Genomic DNA, 20,499 nt, shown 5'->3' on the forward strand with positions numbered 1-20,499 from the left:
AGGGGGGAGCCTGACCCGCGCCTCACCAAGTTCCGACACTGGAGGTCTGCACCGTGTCCGACGAGCGCTCGCTCTTCCCGACTGCCATGCGTGGGTACGACCGCGACCAGGTGCACGCACACCTGGACCGCCTGAACCACGCGCTCGAAGAAGCACGCCGGCAGGTCGAGGCCTCCGACGGCCGTGCCATGCAGCTCACGCAGGATCTGAACGATGCCAAGCGCAACCTGCGCGAGACCGAGAAGCCGTCGTACGCCGGCCTCGGTTCCCGCATCGAGCTCCTCCTGCGTTCCGCCGAGGACCAGTCGACGGACATCATCAACCAGGCCAACCAGCAGGCTGCGGACATCATGGCACGCGCCAAGCTGTCGGGCGGGCAGGTGCGCTCCCGCGCCGAGTCCGAGGTGGCGGAGATGCTCGCCAGCGCTCGCCGCGAGGCCGAGGAGATCCGCACGACGATGGCCGCCGAGGCCGAGGGTCACCTGCTGGCCGCGCAGCGCCGTGCCGAGGAGCTCGTCGGCTCCGCGGAGCGCGAGTCCGCGCAGATCGCCAGCGCGATCAACGCCGAGGAGAGCGAGCGCCGGGCCAGCCTGGAGCGCGAGCTCGGCACCCTGCGCTCGACGGTCGAGCGGGAGACCACGGAGCTGCGCGTCAACACCGAGCGCGAGACCGCCAAGCTCCGTGCCCAGGTGAACGCCGAGACCACGGAGCAGCGCGAGACCGCCGAGCGCGACTCGTCCGCGATGCTCGCGAGCGCCCGCGCCGAGTCCGAGCAGATCCTCTCCGAGGCGCGCCGTCAGGCCGCCGAGGCGTCCAACGCCGTCACCACCGAGATGGAGGACCTGCGCGAGCAGGCCCGCGCCGCGCTCGCCCAGGCCGAGCTCGACATCGCCACCCGCAAGGAGGCCGTGGAGAAGGAGCTCGCCGAGCGCCACGAGACGGCCAAGGCCGAGACCGCCAAGCTCGTCAAGACGGCCGAGGAGCACGCGGCCGAGGCCGAGAAGCGCGTCGCCGTCGCGCTGGAGCAGTCCGAGAAGATCCGTTCCGAGTCCGACGTCTACGTCAAGGACCTCGTGGCCGACGCCCGCAAGTCCGCGGACCGGATCGTCGCCGACGCCCGCGAGTTCGCGGAGCAGACCATCGACGACGCCCGCGCCGAGGCCGAGTCGAGCCGGTCCGCCGCACAGCACCAGCTCGAGGACCTCACGCGTCAGCACGACTCGATCAACTCCTACCTCGAGGAGCTGCGCGGCATGCTCGGGACCCCGGCGACGGCCCCGGGCGCTCCTGCCGCGACGCCCGCCCCGGCGGCCAAGGCCGCGAGCATGGCGGGGGCCACCCCGGCACAGCAGGCACGCTTCGCGGTCGTCGGCGACGGCACCGAGGCCGAGCCCGAGGTGCCCGACGCGGACGGGTCGATGCCGGCCTCGATCCCGCCGAGCAACCCGACGCCCGTGCCCGTCGGCACCGCGACCGTCGTCATCCCGTCGGTCAAGGGCACCAAGGCCAGCACGAAGGCCGGCCAGGCCGCCTCCGACTCGGCCTCCTCCCCCGCGGAGAGCGACGACGCCGAGGCGCCCGTCTCCGAGAAGGCCGGCGCGTCGAGCTGATCCACTCCCCCGGCAGGACCGGGACGGAACGAGGGGCGTGACCCACCGGGTGGTGGGTCACGCCCCTCGTTCTGTTCTGTCGGGCCCGTTCAGTGGTGCGCGACCACGTGCGTGTGCAGCAGCCCGAGGGCCGCGGCGACCGCCTGGGGCTCCTCGACGACGCTCAGGTGCCCCGCGCCGGGCACGAGCGTGAGCGCGGCGTCGCCCATCGCGGGACCCAGGGGCGATCCTGCCGCCCGGACCATGTGCTCGGCCTCGGTCAGCGGCGTGATCGAGTCCTCGGCCCCCACCACGACGGCGACCGGCGCGTCCAGGCGATCGAGCACGTAGGTCCGGTCGGGCCGGGACGCCATCGCGCGCTGCGACCATGCGACGCCCGCCGGCGACTGGGCGCGGATCCACGAGTCCAGGACGGGGAACAGGTTCCGGCGGTGCTCCGTGCTGGTGGCGCCGACCAGGTTGGCGGGCATCCCGAGCACCGCGTCCACGGTCTGGCTGGCGTCGACCGCGGCGGCGATCCGCAGCCGCTTGGCGCGCGCCTCCTCGGTGTCCGCCGTCGACTTCGTGTTCACCAGGCCCAGCCCCGCCACGAAGCCCGGGTGCCGCTCGGCGAGCGCGAGCGCGACGTACCCGCCCATCGAGTGCCCGACGACGACGGCGTTGCCCTCCCCCGCGTCGGTCATCGTCAGGTAGACCGCGTCCGCGATGTGCTCGATGCTCGGCGGGAAACCGTCCAGGTCGCTGTGCCCCGCACCGGGCAGATCGACCGCGATGGCCCGGACGCCCGGCGGGAGGTGCTCCGCGCACGCCACCCACATCCGGTGGTCGAGCGGGAAGCCGTGCAGCAGCACGAGCGGCACACCCCCGCCGTCGCGCAGCGTGAAGGTCGCCAGGTTCCTGGTGGCTCGAGAGGTCATCGTCGTCCTCCTCCGGAGAGTGCTGTGGTTGGTGCCTGGTGTGGTGTCGTTCAGGAGACGCCCAGCGGCCCGTCCCAGTGGGTCGGCAGCGGGAGCGGGTGGTCGGGCAGGACGTGGGCGACGATCTCGTTCAGCGCACGGGCGACGGCGGGCTCGCCGACCCAGAGGTGCTTCGCGCCGTCGACGCCGATCACCTCGGCCTGCGGCACCCGCGCGAACCGCCGGCGGGCCTCGTCGGGCCGCAGGTAGTCGTCGAGCTCCGGCACCAGGACGACGAGCGGCTTGCCGAATGCCGCCCAGCGGTCCAGGTCCTCGTCCGTGGCGCGGTGCAGCGGCGGCGAGAGCAGGACGGCACCCTCGACGCTCGGGTCGGCGCCGTGCTTGAGGACCAGCTCCGTGCCGAACGACCAGCCCACCAGCCACGGCCGGGGCAGCCCGCGGAACTCGGCGAACTCGATCGCGGCCGCGACGTCGTACTTCTCCGCCTCGCCGCCGTCGAACGTGCCCTCGCTCGTGCCACGCGGGGAGGAGGTGCCCCGGGTGTTGAACCGCAGCACCGCCAGGTCGGCCAGCGCGGGCAGCCGCCACGCGGCCTTGCGGTACACGTGGGAGTCCATGAATCCGCCGTGCGTGGGCAGCGGGTGGAGCGTCAGCAGGGTGGCCGCCGGCTCGGTGTCCGCCGGCAGGGCGAGCTCGCCCACGAGCGTGAGACCGTCGGCGGTGTGCAGCTCGACGTCCTCCCGCAGCGCGGGCAGGACGGTGAGCGAGCGGATCTGGTGGTTCGTCTGGCCGGAGGCCGCGTCCGGCGTCGCTTCAGTGGTCATCGGGACCATTGTCCTCCCGCGCGCGGGAGGACGCGTCGGCGCGCGGGTGTGTCTCGCAGCACCTTGACCATCCGCGGCGGACGGGGAGCGGGTGCTCCGAGCTCCTGACCTCAGCGCAGGTTGGCCCGCCGCTGCCAGCAGCTCGTGTGCCAGTGCCGCCGCGCGTCCAGCCCGGCCTCGGGCCCGCCGAACCCGTCGGTCCTCCAAGCGACGACGTGCGCCGTGCCGGCCGTGACCTCCTGGCGGCAGGCGGGGCAGACGTAGGTCTTGTCGGACGACCGGATCCGCTGCACCACCCACTCGCCGTCCGCCGCCGACTCGCTGCGACGTCCGCCCGTGGCCCGGTCCACGTCGAGGGGGACATGGCCCGCGGCATACGGACGCTTGCTGGAGCGGCGGTTCGACGGCATGCCATCTATTCTTCCGCAGGGCGGAGCGGATGGCTCAAGGCTGTTCGGGAACAGCCCGCATCGCGCACCACAATGCCTGGGAGCCGCACTCATCTCCGCCCGCTAGAGTGTGGCGGTCCCCAGCAAGGCGCACACCTACCGAAGGACTACTCGTGAAGCACCGCACCACTGCCGCCCTGGCAGCCGTCGCGCTGGCATCCATCGCGCTCACCGGCTGCGCGAGCGCCGACGACTCCGGGAGCGACAACGCCGCCGCCTCCGACGGAAACGTCTGCGAGGTGACGCCCGCCGCGGAGCCGTCGCCCATGCCCAGCCCGGCCGAGGAGGACGTCAAGGCGGTCGACGCGATCGAGGTCTCGGGCCCGGTCGGCAAGGAACCGAAGGTGACGTTCAAGGCGCCGCTCAAGGTCACGACCCCGACGTCCCGCGTCGTGGACGAGGGCACCGGCGCGGAGCTCGTCGAGGGCGCCCAGGTGACCATCAACTACGTGGTCATCGCGGGCAAGGACGGTTCCACCAGCGGCTCGACCTGGGAGACCAAGAAGCCGGAGTCGTTCACGCTGGGCGACCCGCAGTACGACCTGCTGAACGACCGCCTGATCGGCCAGAAGGTCGGCACCCGCCTCCTCATGGCGAGCACCGCGATGGACCAGACCATCCAGGTGACGATGGTCGAGGTGACCGAGTCCAAGGAGATCCCGACGCGTGCCGAGGGCGCCGAGGTGGCCCCCAAGGAGGGCCTGCCCACCGTCGAGCTCGCGGAGAACGGCCAGCCGACCGTGACGATCCCTGCCGACTACGAGGCGCCCACCGAGCTGGTGGTCCAGCCTCTCGTCGAGGGTGACGGCGCCGAGGTCACGAAGGACCAGACGGTCACCGTGCAGTACGCGGGCTGCCTGCTCGACGGCACGTCCTTCGACTCCTCGTGGAGCCGTGGCACGCCGACGTCGTTCCCGCTGAGCGGTGTGATCCCCGGCTGGACCAACGGCATCGCCGGCCAGAAGGTCGGCAGCCAGGTGCTCCTCGTCGTCCCGGCGGACCAGGGCTACGGCGAGCAGGAGAACGGCGCGATCCCGGCGAACTCGACGCTGGTGTTCGTGGTCGACATCCTCGAGGCCAAGGCGGCCTGACCCGACCGGCCCGCTCGCGGGCCGGCCTGAGATCTCGCGCACGTACCGTGCGCATCACCGCTGATCACGGCACAGACGTGGCGGGTACCCGAGCCGGGTGCCCGCCACGTCTCGTAGGGTCTTCCCATGACCTCGACCGACCTGCCGGCCACCGAGCCGGCTCCCGTGGAACGCGAAGTTCTCACGTGGGAGACCTTCCCTGTCGCGGTGCGCGACCTGGCCCACAAGGTGGTGGACAGCGGGTTCGTGCCCGAGGTCGTGATCGCCGTCGCCCGGGGCGGTCTGGTGCCTGGCGGCGCCATGGCCTACGCGCTCGGCACCAAGGGTGTCGGCACCCTGAACGTCGAGTTCTACACGGACATCGGCCAGACGCTCGACGACCCGCGGGTGCTGCCGCCCCTCATGGACACCTCCGAGCTCCCGGGCGCCAAGGTCCTCGTGGTCGACGACGTCGCCGACTCCGGCCGCACGCTCGCGCTGGTCATGGACATGCTGGAGAAGAAGGGCGCGGAGGCCCGGTCGGCCGTCCTCTTCACGAAGCCGCGCACGATCATCCAGCCGGACTACTCGTGGAAGGACACCGACCTGTGGATCACCTTCCCCTGGTCGGCCGAGCCGCCGGTGACGGGCGCGAGGTCGATCGACGCGTGAGGTGCTCGGCACCGGTGGGCCGCTGAGCCGTGGTGCGCCGGGGTGACCCTGCGAACCGCTGGATCCCGGCGTGCACGGTCAGGCCCACGAGGCACGTGACCAGCACGCCGAGGGCCAGCCCGGAGGCGACGTCGTGCACGTAGTGGACGCCCGCGGCGACGCGGGCGCCCGCCACGGCCAGCGCCAGCGGCACGACGAGCGGCCAGAGCCGGGGCACGACCAGGAGGCAGGCCACCGCCAGAGCACCCGCGAGGGTCGAGTGGTTGCTCGGCCAGGACCAGTCCCCCGGGGCGGGGCACGCGAGCACGGTGGCGACGTCGACCGCCCGGCACGGCCGCTCCTCGGTGACCAGCAGCTTCACCACCTCGCTCGTGACGTACGCCGCGACGACCCCCACCCCGGCGGCGGCGAGCAGCCAGAACCGGGGGCGGTCCCGGAACCAGGTGCGGAGCACGAGGCCAGCCGTGATCGCGACGAGCGCCAGCAGTCCCCGGTCCGCGACGAGACCCGCGAGGCCGGCCAGGGGTGACGCGGCGGTTCCGCCGGCGATGCCCTCGAAGAGGTGGCCGCGACCGGGCCAGGCCAGGAGCGCGACGGCGGAAAGTACGAACAGGGCGCTGAGGGCCGCGGGAACGACGGCGTGAGGCACCGGGCCGGCGACCCGTCCGACGGGACGATGCGCTGCCGGTGCGTGGCGTGTGGTGGTCATGCCGAGAACGCTAGGAACCGCCGAGACCGTGCGGATCTGACGTGGGTCAGGAGTTGTCTATGACCCTGGTCCTACGTCGCCCGCCCGAAGTTCATACCCAGGCTGGAAGCGCGAGCCCGGCGCGTCGACGACGATGGTCCGGTGACCCAGCCGTCCGCCTCCGCGTCCACCGACACCGAGATCAAGACTGACACCGCCACCGAGCGCCCGACCGGCGAGCGGCTCCTCGCGGCCCTGTTCGCGGTGCTGCTGGTGCTCGCGGGCGTCGATCCCTGGTGGATGATCCCGCTCGCGGCGGTCGCCGCACCTCTCGGCCTGGCCGACCACAGGGCACGCCGGGGTGCGCTGGCCATGGCCCTGGCCGCGGCGGCCGGAGCCGTCGCCGTCCTGGCGGGCTGGGCCGACCTGCGTGACGCGCTCGTCACCGCGGCCCGCGGTGTCGTCACCGGTGTGCTGCCCTGGTCGGTGGCCATGGCCTGGCATGCCCGGCGCGCGGCCGAGGCCGACGCCGCGACGGCGCTCGTCCGGGAGCAGGATGCGCGGCGGCTGCGCGCCGAGACGGATCTGGCGCGGCAGCGGCTGCACCTCGCCGAGGGCCTCCACGACGACCTGGGGCACGCCCTCAGCCTCGTCGCCCTCAACCTGGGCCGGTTGGAGCTCGAGCTGGAGCGCGGTCGGGACACCGAGCCCGAGGCCGGCACCGACGCCGTCGTCGGCTCGGAGTCCGAGCGTCGCCGATCGGCAGACGCGTCGGCAAGTGAGTCCGTCGCGCTGGCACGACGACAGGTCTCGGACGCGGTGGCCCGCCTCGGCGCGTCCGTCCAGACGCTGCGCACGGGCCTGCCCGACGGCCCGCCTGCCGCCAGCGGAACCACCGCGGACGCGGTCAGCCCGGACGCACTCGTCGAGGAAGCCCGCCGTGCCGGGGCGGACGTCGAGCTCAGCGGGTCGCCCGCGCCCGAACGCCTCGCCGCCTTCGGCCCTGTCGCCGTCCGGGTGGTCCAGGAAGGTCTGACGAACGCGCTCAAGCACGCGCCGGGTCAGCCGGTCCGTGTGGAGCTGAACGAGGTCGCCGAACGCCTCGTGGTGGAGGTGCGCAACCCGTTGCCTGCCTCGACCGCAGATCAGGGCACCGGCGAGCAGGCGCACGCCGGTGGGGGCACCGGGGTGCGGTCGCTCGGGCGGCAGATCCGTGCTGCGGGCGGATCGATCGAGGCCGGGCCGACCGAGCTCGACTACGTGCTGCGCGCGGAGCTGCACCCGGCGGCCGATCGCCCCATCCGTCGCCACGAGGACACGGATGTGGCCGCTCGCTCCGCGGGCGCGACACCGTCGTTGCTGCGCGCGCATACGGTCACCGACGGGCTGACTCGTGCCCGACGCCGTGGCGGGGCGCTGCTGCTGGCCGCGGTGCTCGTGCCGGCCGCCGCCCTGGTCGTGGTCGCGGGTGCGATCCAGCTCGCGGACCATCTCGCGGCCAGGCGCGCGCTGCTCGACCCGACCGACTTCGTCCGCATCGCGGTGGGCGACACCCGGTCCGACGTCGACCCCCTGCTGCCCCGGGCCACGCTCGAACCACCCCGCCGGGCCGACCCGGCGTGCGACCACTACGCGGTCACGGCCGACCCGCTCGCGGACGCCTCCGGGGACGCCTACCGGATCTGCTGGTCGGGCGACCGCGTGAGATCGACGGACCTCGTGGTCGGCGGCGCGTCGTGAGCGGCCCGGACGTTGCCGCCCCGCTCCGTGTCGTGCTCGCGGACGACGAGCCGCTCGTGCGCGCAGGGCTGGCCGGAATCCTCGAGACCGACGATGGGATCCGAGTCGTCGCGCAGGGCTCCTCGGGCGAGGAGGCATTGGCCGCGGTGCGTACCCTCCGGCCTGACGTCGTGCTCCTCGACGTGCGCATGGGCACGATGAGCGGCCTGGAGACCTTGGCGGAGCTCCGGCGTACCGCCGGGGCCCTGCCGTGCCTCATGGTCACGACGTTCGGCGAGGACGAGTACATCGCGGAGGCCGTCCGGTTGGGCGCCGACGGGTTCGTGCTGAAGTCGGGCGACCCTCGCGAGCTGCTGCTCGCGGTGCGGGCCGCGGCGTCGGGCGGCGCGTTCTTCTCGCCCGCGGTGTCGCGGCGGCTGCTGCAGACAGGGGTGGGCACGCGCTTCATCGCTCAGCAGGAGGCGAGGAGGCGGTTCGAACGCCTCACCCAGCGAGAACAGGAGGTGCTGGCCCTGCTGGGCGAGGGCTTGGCGAACCCGGAGATCGCGGCGCGACTGCACCTCGCCGAGGGCACCGTCAAGGTGCACGTCACGTCGATCCTGCGCACCACGGGTGCCCGCAACCGCGTCGAGGCGGCGCTCATCGCGGCCAACGCCGACGCCGGGTCGCCATAGCGGGACGGAGCACCGGCAGACGTGCCGGCCGGAGCCGTATCGCGGAGGGCGCCCGCGCGAACGGCCCGGAACCGCAGCATGCTGCCGTCCCGGGCCGTTCTGTCACTTCAGGTCCGCTCGCGCGGGAAGGGTGCGACGGTCAGTCGCGGTAGTAGGGCTGGACCTCTGCCTTGCTGGCGCCGATCCGCACGTTCCGGAAGTCGGACCGGAACGTCGCGCCCGGCTGGTAGTCCTTGTACATCCCGTACTTGATCCGGAAGGAGTCGTCGTAGTAGTCGTCCGCGCCGTCGTCGCACGTGGTGTTCGGTCGGTAACCGTAGTAGTCCTCCCGCTCGAGGATCTTCGTCTCGGTGGTGGTCGCTCCCACCTTCCGGTGCCAGACCTCGATGAGCCCCTTGGGCCCGCCGGCGCTGTAGGCCTCCACGTTGTACTTGATGACGAAGGAGTGCCACTCGTCGGTGCCGATGTCCGTCGTCGCCATCGCCGGGTTGTAGTAGTCCTCGCTCACGGTCGGGTCGTCGCCCCGGCGCACGAACTGGAGGTTGTGCCCGTTGCCCGCGCCGGACTGGATGCGGATGCCGCCGATCGGGTTCGCGTTGCACTGCCACAGCTGCATCACGTACGCCCCGCTACCGGTCACGCTGTCGACGCCCGCGGGGATGCGGATGTCGAACCCGACCCACACGTTGGTGTGGAACGGCAGAGTTCCCCTCGGCGTCGCCAGCTCCGTGCGGTCCCGGAGCCGCTTGCCGTCGGCGCCCACCCAGGTGTTCATCTCTGCGTTCTCAAGGACGGCGCCCGGGTACCTGTAGTCGTGCTGCGTGCGGAACGTCAGCGCTGGTGCCTCCGCGGTCCCCGTGATCGTGGGTACCTGGCCCGCCCCCTGACACTTGCCGTCGTAGGTGCGTCCGTTCTCGATGAGGTTGCCGCCGTCGCCGATCCCCGGACCGCACAGAGTGGGTTTGTCGATCGTCCAGGGCCTGCCCACGATGCCCATCGCGTAGCTGGGAACCTCTTCTACCGCACTGTCTGCCGCGCTTGCTGATTGTGTGGTTGCCAGCGCGGCAACTCCCAACGAGGCGGTCAGGGTTGCCGCCATGGCGAGAGCCGTCATTCTTCGAGCGAGCCGACCTGGGGTCGAGATCCGCATCCGTGTCATCCCTTGCTTGGAGGGAAGTGCTTCGTTCGTCCGCAACATAACCGTGGCGGGGCCCGAGCTCAACGAAAGAAGCCGGGAATTGGCTGCCTGGGGAAACTCTGCACACAAACGAGGCCCGGAACCGCAGAGTTCTGCGGTTCCGGGCCTCTGATCAGCCGCTATGGGCGACGGGTTCCCGACACGAGGTCAGAAGTCCCAGTCGTCGTCCTCGGTCTCCACGGCCTTGCCGATCACGTACGACGAGCCCGACCCCGAGAAGAAGTCGTGGTTCTCGTCCGCGTTCGGCGACAGCGCCGCGAGGATCGCGGGGTTGACGTCGGTGTCCTCCTTGGGGAACAGCGCCTCGTAGCCCAGGTTCATCAGGGCCTTGTTGCCGTTGTACCGCAGGAACTTCTTGACGTCCTCGGTCAGCCCCAGCTCGCCGTAGAGCGAGTCGGTGTACTCGACCTCGTTCTCGTACAGCTCGAACAGCAGGTCGAAGGTGTACGCCTTGAGGTCGTCCTGCTCGGGCTGCGTCAGCTTGGCGAGGCCCTTCTGGTACTTGTAGCCGATGTAGTACCCGTGCACGGCCTCGTCGCGGATGATGAGGCGGATCAGGTCGGCCGTGTTCGTGAGCTTCGCCCGCGAGGACCAGTACATCGGCGCGTAGAAGCCGGAGTAGAACAGGAACGACTCGAGCATCGTCGAGGCGACCTTGCGCTTCAGCGGGTCGTCGCCCCGGTAGTAGTCGAGGACGATCTCCGCCTTCTTCTGCAGGTGCTCGTTGCTCTCGGACCACTCGAACGCGTCGTCGATCTCCGGCGTCGACAGCAGCGTGGAGAAGATCGAGGAGTAGCTCTTCGCGTGCACGCTCTCCATGAAGGCGATGTTGGTGTACACCGCCTCCTCGTGCGGGGTGAGCGCGTCCGGGATGAGCGACACGGCGCCGACCGTGCCCTGGATCGTGTCCAGGAGGGTCAGGCCGGTGAACACCCGCGACGTCATGGTCTTCTCGTGCTCCGAGAGCGTGTTCCACGACTGGATGTCGTTGGACACCGGCACCTTCTCGGGCAGCCAGAAGTTACCGACCAGGCGGTCCCAGACCTCGAGGTCCTTCTCGTCCTCGAGGCGGTTCCAGTTGATCGCCGTCACGCGATCGATGAGCTTGAGCTTGCCCGTGGGTGACATGGAAGTTCCTTCAGTGGCTGCGGTCGGGGCTGGTCTGGTGGGGAAGAGCGTGCGTCACAGCATGCAGGAGACGCAGTTGTCCACCTCAGTACCCTCCAGGGCGAGCTGTCGCAGGCGGATGTAGTAGAGGGTCTTGATGCCCTTGCGCCACGCGTAGATCTGCGCCTTGTTGACGTCGCGCGTGGTCACCGTGTCCGGGAAGAACAGGGTCAGCGAGAGGCCCTGGTCCACGTGCTGCGTCGCCGCGGCGTACGTGTCGATGATCTTCTCGTAGCCGATCTCGTACGCGTCCTGGTAGTAGTCCAGGTTGTCGTTCGTCATGTACGGCGCCGGGTAGTAGACGCGGCCGAGCTTGCCTTCCTTGCGGATCTCGATCTTGGCCGGGACCGGGTGGATCGACGACGTCGAGTTGTTGATGTAGCTGATCGACCCCGTGGGCGGCACGGCCTGCAGGTTCTGGTTGTACAGGCCGTGCTCCATGACCGAGGCCTTGAGCGCGCGCCAGTCGTCCTGCGTCGGGATCGACACGCCGGCGTCGGCGAACAGGCGCGTGACCCGCTCCGTGGCCGGCTTCCACTCCTGCTCGACGTACTTGTCGAAGTACTCGCCCGTGGCGTACTTGGAGTCCTCGAACCCGCCGAACTTCTGCTTCCGCTCGATCGACAGGCGGTTGGACGCCGCGATCGCGTGGTAGGCCACGGTGTAGAAGTAGATGTTCGTGAAGTCGATGCCCTCCTCGGAGCCGTAGTAGATGCGCTCCCGGGCGAGGTAGCCGTGCAGGTTCATCTGGCCCAGGCCGATCGCGTGGCCACGCTCGTTGGCCAGCTTGATCGACGGGACGGACTCGATCGAGGTCTGGTCGCTGACCGCGGTCAGCGCGCGGATCGCGGTGTCGATGGTGCGGCCGAAGTTCGGCGAGTCCATCGCCTTGGCGATGTTCAGCGAGCCCAGGTTGCAGGAGATGTCGCGGCCGACCTCGTCGTACGAGAGGTCCTCGTTGAACGTCGACGGGGTGGAGACCTGCAGGATCTCGGAGCACAGGTTCGAGTGGGTGATGCGGCCCTTGATCGGGTTCGCCTTGTTCACCGTGTCCTCGAACATGATGTACGGGTACCCGGACTCGAACTGCAGCTCCGCGAGCGTCTGGAAGAAGTCGCGCGCGCTGATCGTGGTCTTGCGGATGCGGTCGTCGGCGACGAGCTCGTCGTACTTCTCCGAGATGGAGATGTCGGCGAACGGCTTGCCGTAGACCCGCTCGACGTCGTACGGGCTGAACAGGTGCATGTCGGCGTTCTTCTTGGCCAGCTCGAACGTGATGTCCGGGATGACCACGCCGAGCGAGAGGGTCTTGATGCGGATCTTCTCGTCCGCGTTCTCCCGCTTGGTGTCGAGGAACCGCATGATGTCGGGGTGGTGCGCGTGCAGGTACACGGCACCGGCGCCCTGACGCGCGCCGAGCTGGTTCGCGTAGGAGAAGGAGTCCTCCAGGAGCTTCATCACGGGGATGACGCCCGAGGACTGGTTCTCGATGTGCTTGATCGGTGCGCCGTGCTCGCGGATGTTGCTCAGGAGCAGGGCCACGCCACCGCCGCGCTTGGAGAGCTGCAGCGCGGAGTTGATGCCGCGCGCGATCGACTCCATGTTGTCCTCGATGCGCAGCAGGAAGCAGGACACGGGCTCGCCGCGCTGCGCCTTGCCGACGTTGAGGAAGGTCGGCGTCGCGGGCTGGAACCGCCCGGAGATGACCTCCTCGACGATGTCGCGTGCCGTCTGCTCGTGGCCGTCGGCGAGGCCGAGCGCGACCATGGCGACGCGGTCCTCGAAGCGCTCCAGGTACTTCTTGCCGTCGAACGTCTTCAGCGTGTACGAGGTGTAGTACTTGAACGCGCCCAGGAACGTCTCGAAACGGAACTTCTTGGAGTACGCGAGCTGGAACAGCTCCTTGACGAACGAGCCCGAGTACTTGGCCAGCACGGTCGGGTCGTAGTACTTGGCCTCGACGAGGTGCTCGAGCTTCGCCTCGAGGGTGTCGAACTCGACGGTGTTCGGGTTCACGTGCTGCAGGAAGTACTGGCGGGCCGCCTCGCGGTCCTTCTCGAACTGGATCTTTCCGTCCGGTCCGTACAGGTTCAGCATGGCGTTGAGCGCGTGATAATCCATCTGGAGAGACTCCAGGGGGATCTCAGTCAGGCTGAGAGGCTCAGTGGTTGTTGCTGCCAAAATCGTCCCAATCCGTTGCGGACGCGCGTGACGTCCTGCGCCGTTCCCAGAAGCTCGAAGGCGTACAGGTACGGGACATCACACTTCGCCGAGATGATGTCGCCGGTGATGCAGTACGCAGCCCCGAAGTTGGTGTTCCCCGCGGCGATGACGCCGCGGATGAGCGACCGGTTGTGTTCGTCGTTGAGGAACTTCCTCACCTGCCGCGGGACGGCCCCGCCCTCGTTGCCGCCACCGTAGGTGGGGGCCATGAGGACGTAGGGCTCGTCCACGCGCAGGAACCCGTCGGCCGGGCGGAGCGGGATCCGGTGCACGGACATCCCCAGCTCTTCGAGAGCGAGCTTCTCGACGAATCTGTGCGTGTTCTCGGACACGCTGGAGAAGTAGACGAGAGAGCCCACGTCACGCCTCCTTGCCGACGTAGCGGTGGTGCGGGTCAGGCCGAAGCGGCCTGAAGCGCGGCGACCGCGCTGATCTGGTCAGGGCGAAAGCCCGACCAGTGGGTGTCACCGGCCACCACGACCGGTGCCTGGAGGTAACCGAGGCCGCGGACCATCTCCAGCGCCTCAGCGTCCTGCGTGATGTCGACGACCGTGTACTCGACACCCTTGCGATCCAGTGCCCGGTACGTCGCGTCGCACTGGACGCATGCCGGCTTGCTGTAGACCGTGACGCTCATGTCCGCCTCCTCTGACCTCGAAGAACACCCGTGAACTTACGTCGGTGTGCTTTGTTCGCGGGTGTGCGTCTCCCGCTGCACCAAACACTACACCTAGGGTCTGACACTCGCTCGGTCACGACATGTAGTGGTTCGGGACGTGGTAGGCACTACGCCGGGAACGCTCGTGACGCTCATGGACCATGCTGCCACGAGCCTCTGACACCGCCAGGGAGGCCGCGCGCACGGGTTCCCGGGGCGTCGTCGGGGGAGCCGTCGGGGCCGCCCGAACGGGCACCTCGACGGCCTCTCGGGGCCCGAAAAAAATCTGAGTCAACGGCGTGTCGCGCCCCTTCGGCGTGTCACCGAGACGGAGTTTGTCGGGCTCGCCACACGACCGACAGCCTCGACCGGGAATACCTCGCCGCGGGGGTAGCTACGCGGTCGGGCCGGGGCGGTGCCAGCCGGCCGCGTCGACGCCGCCGGGCACGGCGGTACCGGGGTCGTACGGGGCTCGCGTGAAGTGGAAGGTGCCGACGTCCAGCGCGACGGGCGCGCCGTCCGCCTCGACCACCCGGAGCCGCTCGCCCAGCCAGTACCCGCCGTCGACGCCACGAAGCTCTCCGTGCACGACGTCGAAGAGCGTGCCGCGGCCCCCGCTGTTCCGGGACCGCAGGTCGACCCGCCCCGCCGCGTCGACGCGCACGTCGAACGGGACCGGCCCCCAGTACCAGGTGCCGGCGAGCCCGGCCGGCACGAGCCCGTCCGGACCCGTCTGCCGCGCCGTGCGGAGCTCGTCGGGCACCGGCCGCACCCGCGGCGTCCCGTCGCCCTGGAACGCCCCCAGCAGGGCCGTGCCGTCGCCGAAACCTCCGGTGGACGAGCCGCACACCGCGACCACGTCGCCCGTCGTCACGTCCGCCCGCAGATCGGCGGTGAACCCCGGCACGGAGCCGCCGTGCCCGATTGTGCGGACGGCGCCGTCCTGGCGCACCCGCACCCCCAGGCCGTGCGCGGTGGCCCACGGGCCGCCGGCGGGCCCGGCGTCGTCGACCACCACGCGCGGGACCGCCAGGTGCCGGCGCAGCTCCAGCGGGAGCACGGCCTCGCCGGCGTCCCGGTCCGCCTCGCGGCCGACCAGCCACATCCCGAACCGCACCAGGTCCGACGGCGTGGACCACACCTCGCCCGCCGGGCCCGCCGCGCGGTAGTCGGGGACCGGCTCGCGGTGCACCAGGTCGGCATCCGGGTGCACGGCGTAGCCGTCGACGTGGGGTCCCACGGGCACCCGGCCGGTGGCGGTCATGCCCAGCGGCTCCCACAGCTCGTCGCGGAGCACCTTGTCCCACGCGCCGCCCCGGACCACCTCGACCAGGCGGCCCAGCACCGCGAACCCGGGGTTGCTGTAGTGGTACCGCTCGCCCGGGTCCCAGAGCTGCTCGACGCCGGAGGCGGTCAGCTCCTCCCACGTCGGCCCGCCGTGCCGCTCCCACCACGGGCCCGGGAACTCGGCCTGCAGGCCGCTCGTGTGCGTCAGCAGGTGCCGGATCGTGGCGTCCGGGGCCGGGGCGTCCGGCAGGTGCCGCCCGATCGGGTCCCCGAGCGCCACGGCGCCGTCGGCCACCAGGCGGAGCACGGCCACCGCGACCATCGGCTTGGTGACGGACCCGATGCGGAAGGCGTGCTCCGTCGTCGGGCCGCCCGCCGTCGCGCCGTCCGCCCCGGAACCGCCGGCCCACGGGGCCGCTGCCACCTGCGCCCACACCACCTCGCCGCCGCGGCCCACGGCCGCGGAGAGGGCGGGCACGCGACGGGCCGCGCGCGTCCGCTCCAGCAGGCCGGCCAGGACGTCACCGAGCTCGTTCATGCGCAGAAGGTATACCGTCGCCGCCTCCGCCATCGGCGGCGCCCGTGCTCGTCGGAGACGAACGTAGGGATCGTCGTCGCATGAGGGCGCATGCGACGACGATCCCTACGTTCACCAGCCCCGGCGCGGCGGCGCCGGCAGGACGTCAGGCCGGGGTCACCTCGTCCGTACCGGGGAGCGTGTTGGTCGTGGCCAGGCGGCGGTACCAGTGCGCCGAGTCCTTCCACGTGCGCTCCAGCGTCTCGTAGTCGACGCGGATGATGCCGAAGCGGCGGTCGTACCCGTAGGCCCACTCGAAGTTGTCGAGCAGCGACCACGCGAAGTACCCGCGCACGTCCACGCCCTGGTCCCGGGCGAGGCCCAGGGCCTCGACGTGGTCGTGCAGGTACGAGACGCGCTCGACGTCGTGCACGCGCGCCACGCCGTCCTCGACCACGACGGTGTCCGCGAAGGCGGCGCCGTTCTCGGTGACCATGAGCGGCTGGTCGGGGTAGCTGTCGCGCAGCGAGACCAGCAGGTCCGTGAGGCCGGCCGGCTCGATGTTCCAGCCCATGGCGGTGTACGGGCCGGGCTGCGGCAGGAACTCGACGTCGTCGGCCGCGATCCACGGCGTGCCCGCGGAGTCCTTGTGTCCGTCGGCCTGCTGCCGCTCCCCCTCGCCGGAGAAGTGCCGCACGCGCGCCGTCGAGTAGTAGTTGACGCCCAGGACGTCGAGCGGCTGCGCGATGACCTCCAGGTCGCCGTCCTGCACGAACGACCAGTCGGTCACCGAGGCGGTGTTCTCCAGCAGGTCCGCGGGGTAGGCGCCCTCCAGGACCGGCCCGAGGAAGGCCCGGTTGGCCAGCGCGTCCACCTTGCGGACGGCGCCCTGGTCCACCGCGGACGCCGGGTCGTCCGGCCGGAACACGTGCAGGTTCAGCGTGATCGACGTCTTGGCGGTGTCACCGAGCACCTCGCGGATCTGCTGGACGGCGAGGCCGTGCGCCAGGTTGAGGTGATGCACCGCCTGCAGCGCGGCCAGGGACTCGGTGCGGCCCGGGGCGTGCACGCCGGAGCCGTAGCCCAGGTAGGCCGTGCACCACGGCTCGTTGAGCGTGGTCCAGACGTCGATGCGGTCGCCGAGCTCCTCGGCCATCTTGCGGGCGTACCGCGCGAACGCGTAGGCGGTCTCGCGGTTGGTCCAGCCGCCGGCGTCCTCCAGCTCCTGCGGCAGGTCCCAGTGGTAGAGCGTGACGACGGGCTTGACGCCCGCGGCGATCAGGCCGTCCACGAGGTCCGAGTAGAACCGGATCCCCTCGGCGTTGAACTCGCCGGAGCCCCCCGGCTGCACCCGCGGCCACGCGATCGAGAACCGGTAGGCGCCCAGGCCCAGGTTCTTGATGTGCTCGACGTCCTCCTGCCAGCGGTGGAAGTGGTCGTCGGCGACGTCACCCGTGTCACCGTTCAATGTCCGGCCCGGCGTGTGCGAGAACGTGTCCCAGATGGACGGGCCACGCCCGCCCTCGGTCGCGCCTCCTTCGATCTGGTACGACGCGGTCGCCGATCCCCAGAGGAAATCCGTGGGGAACTTCCGTGCACTCACAGTGCCACCTCTCCCGGGCCGGTGGCCCGAACGGTCTTGCCTTCGTTCTCGACGCTCCATTCGCCAGGAGCGTCAGCACTGGTCACGTGCACGACGCCGGACTCGTACCGCACACGGAACGTCGCCGGGGCGCCGGTGCCACCGGGGACCAGGATCTCTTCGTCGAACCCTTCGGGCAGACGGGTGCAGCGTAACGTCACGCCCTCGGCCCACGCGTAGTCAGGCCGGTCGTCGCGCGCGCCGACGGGCAGCACGGTGCCGGGCCGCACCAGCACGGGCAGGGTGTCGAACCCGTGCTCCTCCGTGACCCAGCGGGACCCGGAGACGGTCGGGGCCAGGTCGGACGCCGCCACCTCCGGCAGGCGCGTCCACTCCCCCTCAGGCAGGTAGTAGTCCGCGCGGGACTCGCCGAACACGGGCGCGACCAGCAACGACGGCCCCAGCATGTACTGCGTGTCCACGGGGGCGGCGCTCCGGTCGGACGGGAACTCCAGCACCATCGGCCGCATCACGGGGAGCCCCGCTCCGGCGGCGTCGGCGCCGGCCCTGCCGAGGTACGGCATGAGCCGCATCTTCAGCCGGGTGAACTTGCGCGTCACGTCGACGGCCTCGTCGTCGAACGCCCACGGCACGCGGTACGAGCTCGACCCGTGCAGGCGGGAGTGCGAGGACAGCAGGCCGAACGCCGTCCACCGCTTGAAGACGGCCGGGTCGGGCGTGCCCTCGAAGCCGCCGATGTCGTGGCTCCAGTAGCCGAACCCGGACAGCGACAGCGACAGGCCGCCGCGCAGCGACTCGGCCATGGACACGAACGTGGACTCGCAGTCGCCGCCCCAGTGCACCGGGAAGGCCTGGGTGCCCGCCGTGGCGGAGCGGGCGAACAGCACGGCCTCGCCCGTGCCGCGCTCCTCCTCGAGCAGGTCGAAGACCGTCTTGTTGTACAGGGAGGCGTAGAAGTTGTGCATGCGCTGCGGGTCGGACCCGTCGTGCCAGACGACGTCGGTCGGGATGCGCTCCCCGAAGTCCGTCTTGAAGCAGTCCACGCCCTGGTCCAGCAGCACGCGCAGCTTGTCCTGGTACCAGGCGGCGGCCTCGGGGTTGGTGAAGTCGACCAGCGCCATGCCGGCCTGCCACTTGTCCCACTGCCAGACGTCGCCGTCGGCCGTGGTCACCAGGTAGCCCTTCTCCGCGCCCTCCTGGAACAGGTGGGAGCGCTGGGCGATGTACGGGTTGATCCAGACGCAGACCTTCAGGCCGCGCTCGTGCAGTCGCGCGAGCATGCCCTCGGGGTCCGGGAACGTGGCCGGGTCCCACACGAAGTCACACCAGTGGAACTGCCGCATCCAGAAGCAGTCGAAGTGGAACACCGACAGCGGGATGTCCCGCTCGGCCATGCCGTCGACGAAGCTCATGACCGTGGACTCGGAGTAGTCCGTGGTGAACGACGTGGACAGCCACAGGCCGTACGACCAGGCGGGGACGACGGCGGGCCGCCCCGTCAGCGCCGTGTACCGGCGCAGGATCTCCGCCGGCGTCGGCCCGTGGATCACGTAGTACTGCAGCGACTGCCCCGGCACGGAGAACTGGGTGCGGCTGACCACCTCGGAGCCGACCTCGAACGAGACCTTCTCGGGGTGGGCCACGAACACGCCGTAGCCCCGGTCGGTCAGGTAGAACGGGACGTTCTTGTACGCCTGCTCGCTCGCGGTGCCGCCGTCCTCGTTCCAGACGTCGACGCTCTGGCCGTTCTTGACGAACGCGCCGAACCGCTCGCCCAGCCCGTAGACGTGCTCGCCCACGGAGAGCCCGAGCTGCTCGTGCACGAAGTCGCCCTCGGGCGTGCTCGCCAGCCCGACGCTGCGCGCCGAGGAGGTGGTGAGCACCGTGCCGCCGGCCACGAAGTCGACCTGCCACTCGCCGTCGGTCGAGACACGGGCCGTGAGACCGCCCGACGTCAGCTCGGCGGGACCCTCACCCGGAGCGGCGGGCGCCACCACCTTGACCACCCCCGGCTCCCGGTTGACCGCGAAGTGCGGGCCGGGGTCGCGGCGACCCTGGTGGTGCTCGATGCGCACGCCGATGACGTCGTCCGCCGGGGCGTCGAACGTGACGGTCACGACGGGGCGGTTCAGGGTGTCGCCACGCTTGGTGATCGCCGCGGTCGGGGCGTACACGGTCAGGGTCTCGTCGCCGGCCTCGACCGAGTCGATGTCGCGGGGGCGGAGCACGTCCACGCCGGGACGCAGCTGCCAGTAGCCGTCGGTGAATCTCATGGCTGGTACCTCTCGGCGGTGGGGGACGCGGTCACTTGACCGCCCCGGCGGTCACGCCCCGGGTCAGGGTGCGCTGGAAGATCAGGAAGAAGATGACGGCTGGCACCAGCGACACGAGCGAGCCCGCGTTGATCGTGGGCGCGTCCATCATCCGGTCGCCCTGCAGGGAGGCCAGGGCGATGGGGATGGTCTGGGTGTCGTTGCTGGTCAGCATGACCAGCGGGATGAAGAACTCGTTCCAGGTCCAGATGAAGAAGAAGATCATCAGCACCGAGAGCGTGGGCCGCACGATCGGGAACACGACCTGCCAGAGGATGCGCCAGCGGCTCGCGCCGTCCAGGGCAGCCGCCTCCAGCAGCGCGGGCGGGAACGTGCCGAGCACGGACGACAGCAGGTACGTGCCGAACGCCGACTGGATGACGGTGAAGATGATGATCACCGACCACTGCGAGTTCGACAGGCCCACCGACTGCGCCATGGTGAACAGCGGGTAGATCAGCGCCTCCTGCGGCAGCATGTTCGCCAGCAGGAACAGGGCGACGATCCACAGCCGCCCCTTCACGCGGCCGATGCCGATCGCGTACGCGTTCAGCAGCGACAGGAGCGCGCCCAGTACTGCCACGACGGCCGAGATGAACACCGAGTTCCACAGCTTGACCGGGAAGTCGGTGCGCTCCCAGAAGGCCACCACACCGTCGAGGTACAGGCCGGACGGCAGGGACAGCGGCCCGTTGGCCGCGTAGTCCTGCGGCGACTTGAACGCGTTGAGCAGCATGATCCCGAACGGCGCGAGCACCGCGAGGCCCACCAGGACGGCGGCGGCCAGCACGAGCCAGCGGCCCGCCCCGCGGCGGTAGCGCGAGTCGATCGCGGCGGCCCGCGCCCGGGCCGATCGGGCGGCGGGTCGCAGGTCTGTGGCGACGGCCATG

Annotated in this window: 18 protein-coding genes; 5 read left to right on the forward strand and 13 right to left on the reverse strand. The window is 70.7% G+C overall.

Translation table 11 applies throughout. From position 1 onward, the window contains the following. Nucleotides 1-53 precede the first annotated feature (53 nt). Entirely contained in the window at nucleotides 54-1,610 is a 1,557-nt protein-coding gene (locus ACZ7LE_RS25885; RefSeq protein WP_470406094.1) for a DivIVA domain-containing protein, read from the forward strand. A gap of 89 nt (nucleotides 1,611-1,699) precedes the next feature. On the opposite strand, the gene ACZ7LE_RS25890 is transcribed toward ACZ7LE_RS25885, so the two are convergent. From ACZ7LE_RS25890 to ACZ7LE_RS25900, 3 genes are all read right to left on the reverse strand, one after another. Next, a complete protein-coding gene (locus tag ACZ7LE_RS25890; protein WP_470406095.1) occupies nucleotides 1,700-2,527 on the reverse strand; it encodes an alpha/beta fold hydrolase in 828 nt (275 codons plus the stop codon). 50 nt (nucleotides 2,528-2,577) lie between these two features. Then, nucleotides 2,578-3,351, reverse strand: a complete 774-nt coding sequence (locus ACZ7LE_RS25895; RefSeq protein ID WP_470406096.1) for an alpha/beta hydrolase — start codon at nucleotides 3,349-3,351, stop codon at nucleotides 2,578-2,580. Nucleotides 3,352-3,461: 110 nt separating this feature from the next. Beyond that, a complete protein-coding gene (locus tag ACZ7LE_RS25900; RefSeq protein ID WP_470406097.1) occupies nucleotides 3,462-3,761 on the reverse strand; it encodes a hypothetical protein in 300 nt (99 codons plus the stop codon). A gap of 152 nt (nucleotides 3,762-3,913) precedes the next feature. On the opposite strand from ACZ7LE_RS25900, the gene ACZ7LE_RS25905 reads away from it, so the two are divergent. After that, nucleotides 3,914-4,891 (forward strand): FKBP-type peptidyl-prolyl cis-trans isomerase, encoded by a 978-nt coding sequence (locus tag ACZ7LE_RS25905; RefSeq protein WP_470406098.1) that lies wholly within the window; start codon nucleotides 3,914-3,916, stop codon nucleotides 4,889-4,891. Nucleotides 4,892-5,017: 126 nt separating this feature from the next. Then, on the forward strand, nucleotides 5,018-5,542 hold the full coding sequence (locus ACZ7LE_RS25910; protein ID WP_470406099.1) for a phosphoribosyltransferase: 525 nt from the start codon (nucleotides 5,018-5,020) through the stop codon (nucleotides 5,540-5,542). Here the strand turns inward: ACZ7LE_RS25910 and ACZ7LE_RS25915 are convergent. Further along, a complete protein-coding gene (locus ACZ7LE_RS25915) occupies nucleotides 5,484-6,251 on the reverse strand; it encodes a phosphatase PAP2 family protein (RefSeq protein ID WP_470406100.1) in 768 nt (255 codons plus the stop codon). The two genes, ACZ7LE_RS25910 and ACZ7LE_RS25915, sit on opposite strands and share 59 nt — an antisense overlap. 141 nt (nucleotides 6,252-6,392) lie before the next feature. Here ACZ7LE_RS25915 and ACZ7LE_RS25920 point away from each other — a divergent pair, with 141 nt between their 5' ends. After that, complete coding sequence (locus tag ACZ7LE_RS25920; RefSeq protein WP_470406101.1) at nucleotides 6,393-7,970, forward strand: sensor histidine kinase; 1,578 nt, start codon at nucleotides 6,393-6,395, stop codon at nucleotides 7,968-7,970. Then, nucleotides 7,967-8,644 (forward strand): response regulator, encoded by a 678-nt coding sequence (locus ACZ7LE_RS25925; RefSeq protein ID WP_470406102.1) that lies wholly within the window; start codon nucleotides 7,967-7,969, stop codon nucleotides 8,642-8,644. Before ACZ7LE_RS25920 ends, ACZ7LE_RS25925 begins: the two co-directional genes overlap by 4 nt. 139 nt (nucleotides 8,645-8,783) lie before the next feature. On the opposite strand, the gene ACZ7LE_RS25930 is transcribed toward ACZ7LE_RS25925, so the two are convergent. The 9 genes from ACZ7LE_RS25930 to ACZ7LE_RS25970 all read right to left on the reverse strand — a co-directional run bounded on the left by ACZ7LE_RS25930 (nucleotide 8,784) and on the right by ACZ7LE_RS25970 (nucleotide 20,498). Continuing rightward, nucleotides 8,784-9,632 (reverse strand): heparin lyase I family protein, encoded by an 849-nt coding sequence (locus tag ACZ7LE_RS25930; RefSeq protein WP_470406103.1) that lies wholly within the window; start codon nucleotides 9,630-9,632, stop codon nucleotides 8,784-8,786. A gap of 357 nt (nucleotides 9,633-9,989) precedes the next feature. Continuing rightward, nucleotides 9,990-10,970 (reverse strand): class 1b ribonucleoside-diphosphate reductase subunit beta, encoded by a 981-nt coding sequence (gene nrdF / locus ACZ7LE_RS25935; protein WP_285108366.1) that lies wholly within the window; start codon nucleotides 10,968-10,970, stop codon nucleotides 9,990-9,992. Nucleotides 10,971-11,024: 54 nt separating this feature from the next. Beyond that, nucleotides 11,025-13,130 (reverse strand): class 1b ribonucleoside-diphosphate reductase subunit alpha, encoded by a 2,106-nt coding sequence (gene nrdE / locus ACZ7LE_RS25940; RefSeq protein WP_470406104.1) that lies wholly within the window; start codon nucleotides 13,128-13,130, stop codon nucleotides 11,025-11,027. A 26-nt stretch (nucleotides 13,131-13,156) separates the two neighbouring features. After that, nucleotides 13,157-13,591 carry a class Ib ribonucleoside-diphosphate reductase assembly flavoprotein NrdI gene (gene nrdI, locus ACZ7LE_RS25945; protein WP_400549035.1) on the reverse strand — a complete coding sequence of 145 codons (435 nt, stop codon included), beginning with the start codon at nucleotides 13,589-13,591 and terminating at the stop codon, nucleotides 13,157-13,159. A 35-nt stretch (nucleotides 13,592-13,626) separates the two neighbouring features. Beyond that, nucleotides 13,627-13,869, reverse strand: coding sequence for a glutaredoxin-like protein NrdH (gene nrdH, locus ACZ7LE_RS25950; protein ID WP_020017613.1), 243 nt, complete (start codon nucleotides 13,867-13,869; stop codon nucleotides 13,627-13,629). A gap of 415 nt (nucleotides 13,870-14,284) precedes the next feature. Next, nucleotides 14,285-15,715 (reverse strand): serine hydrolase domain-containing protein, encoded by a 1,431-nt coding sequence (locus ACZ7LE_RS25955; RefSeq protein WP_470406105.1) that lies wholly within the window; start codon nucleotides 15,713-15,715, stop codon nucleotides 14,285-14,287. A 145-nt stretch (nucleotides 15,716-15,860) separates the two neighbouring features. Then, nucleotides 15,861-17,297, reverse strand: coding sequence for a GH1 family beta-glucosidase (locus ACZ7LE_RS25960; protein ID WP_470406106.1), 1,437 nt, complete (start codon nucleotides 17,295-17,297; stop codon nucleotides 15,861-15,863). Continuing rightward, nucleotides 17,294-19,570, reverse strand: a complete 2,277-nt coding sequence (gene yicI, locus ACZ7LE_RS25965) for an alpha-xylosidase (protein WP_470406107.1) — start codon at nucleotides 19,568-19,570, stop codon at nucleotides 17,294-17,296. Before yicI ends, ACZ7LE_RS25960 begins: the two co-directional genes overlap by 4 nt. A 31-nt stretch (nucleotides 19,571-19,601) precedes the next feature. Beyond that, a complete protein-coding gene (locus ACZ7LE_RS25970) occupies nucleotides 19,602-20,498 on the reverse strand; it encodes a carbohydrate ABC transporter permease (protein ID WP_470406108.1) in 897 nt (298 codons plus the stop codon). Nucleotide 20,499: the final 1 nt, after the last annotated feature.

The sequence above is a fragment of the Promicromonospora sp. NPDC110617 genome, assembly GCF_055598465.1.

What these genes read in the sequence shown, in the direction of transcription:
- nrdH (WP_020017613.1), bottom strand. Translation starts at nt 13,869, where the DNA reads ATGAGCGTCACGGTCTACAGCAAGCCGGCATGCGTCCAGTGCGACGCG.
- ACZ7LE_RS25890 (WP_470406095.1), bottom strand. Translation starts at nt 2,527, where the DNA reads ATGACCTCTCGAGCCACCAGGAACCTGGCGACCTTCACGCTGCGCGAC.
- yicI (WP_470406107.1), bottom strand. Translation starts at nt 19,570, where the DNA reads ATGAGATTCACCGACGGCTACTGGCAGCTGCGTCCCGGCGTGGACGTG.
- ACZ7LE_RS25910 (WP_470406099.1), top strand. Translation starts at nt 5,018, where the DNA reads ATGACCTCGACCGACCTGCCGGCCACCGAGCCGGCTCCCGTGGAACGC.
- ACZ7LE_RS25970 (WP_470406108.1), bottom strand. Translation starts at nt 20,498, where the DNA reads ATGGCCGTCGCCACAGACCTGCGACCCGCCGCCCGATCGGCCCGGGCG.
- ACZ7LE_RS25895 (WP_470406096.1), bottom strand. Translation starts at nt 3,351, where the DNA reads ATGACCACTGAAGCGACGCCGGACGCGGCCTCCGGCCAGACGAACCAC.
- nrdF (WP_285108366.1), bottom strand. Translation starts at nt 10,970, where the DNA reads ATGTCACCCACGGGCAAGCTCAAGCTCATCGATCGCGTGACGGCGATC.
- ACZ7LE_RS25915 (WP_470406100.1), bottom strand. Translation starts at nt 6,251, where the DNA reads ATGACCACCACACGCCACGCACCGGCAGCGCATCGTCCCGTCGGACGG.
- ACZ7LE_RS25955 (WP_470406105.1), bottom strand. Translation starts at nt 15,715, where the DNA reads ATGAACGAGCTCGGTGACGTCCTGGCCGGCCTGCTGGAGCGGACGCGC.
- nrdE (WP_470406104.1), bottom strand. Translation starts at nt 13,130, where the DNA reads ATGGATTATCACGCGCTCAACGCCATGCTGAACCTGTACGGACCGGAC.
- ACZ7LE_RS25900 (WP_470406097.1), bottom strand. Translation starts at nt 3,761, where the DNA reads ATGCCGTCGAACCGCCGCTCCAGCAAGCGTCCGTATGCCGCGGGCCAT.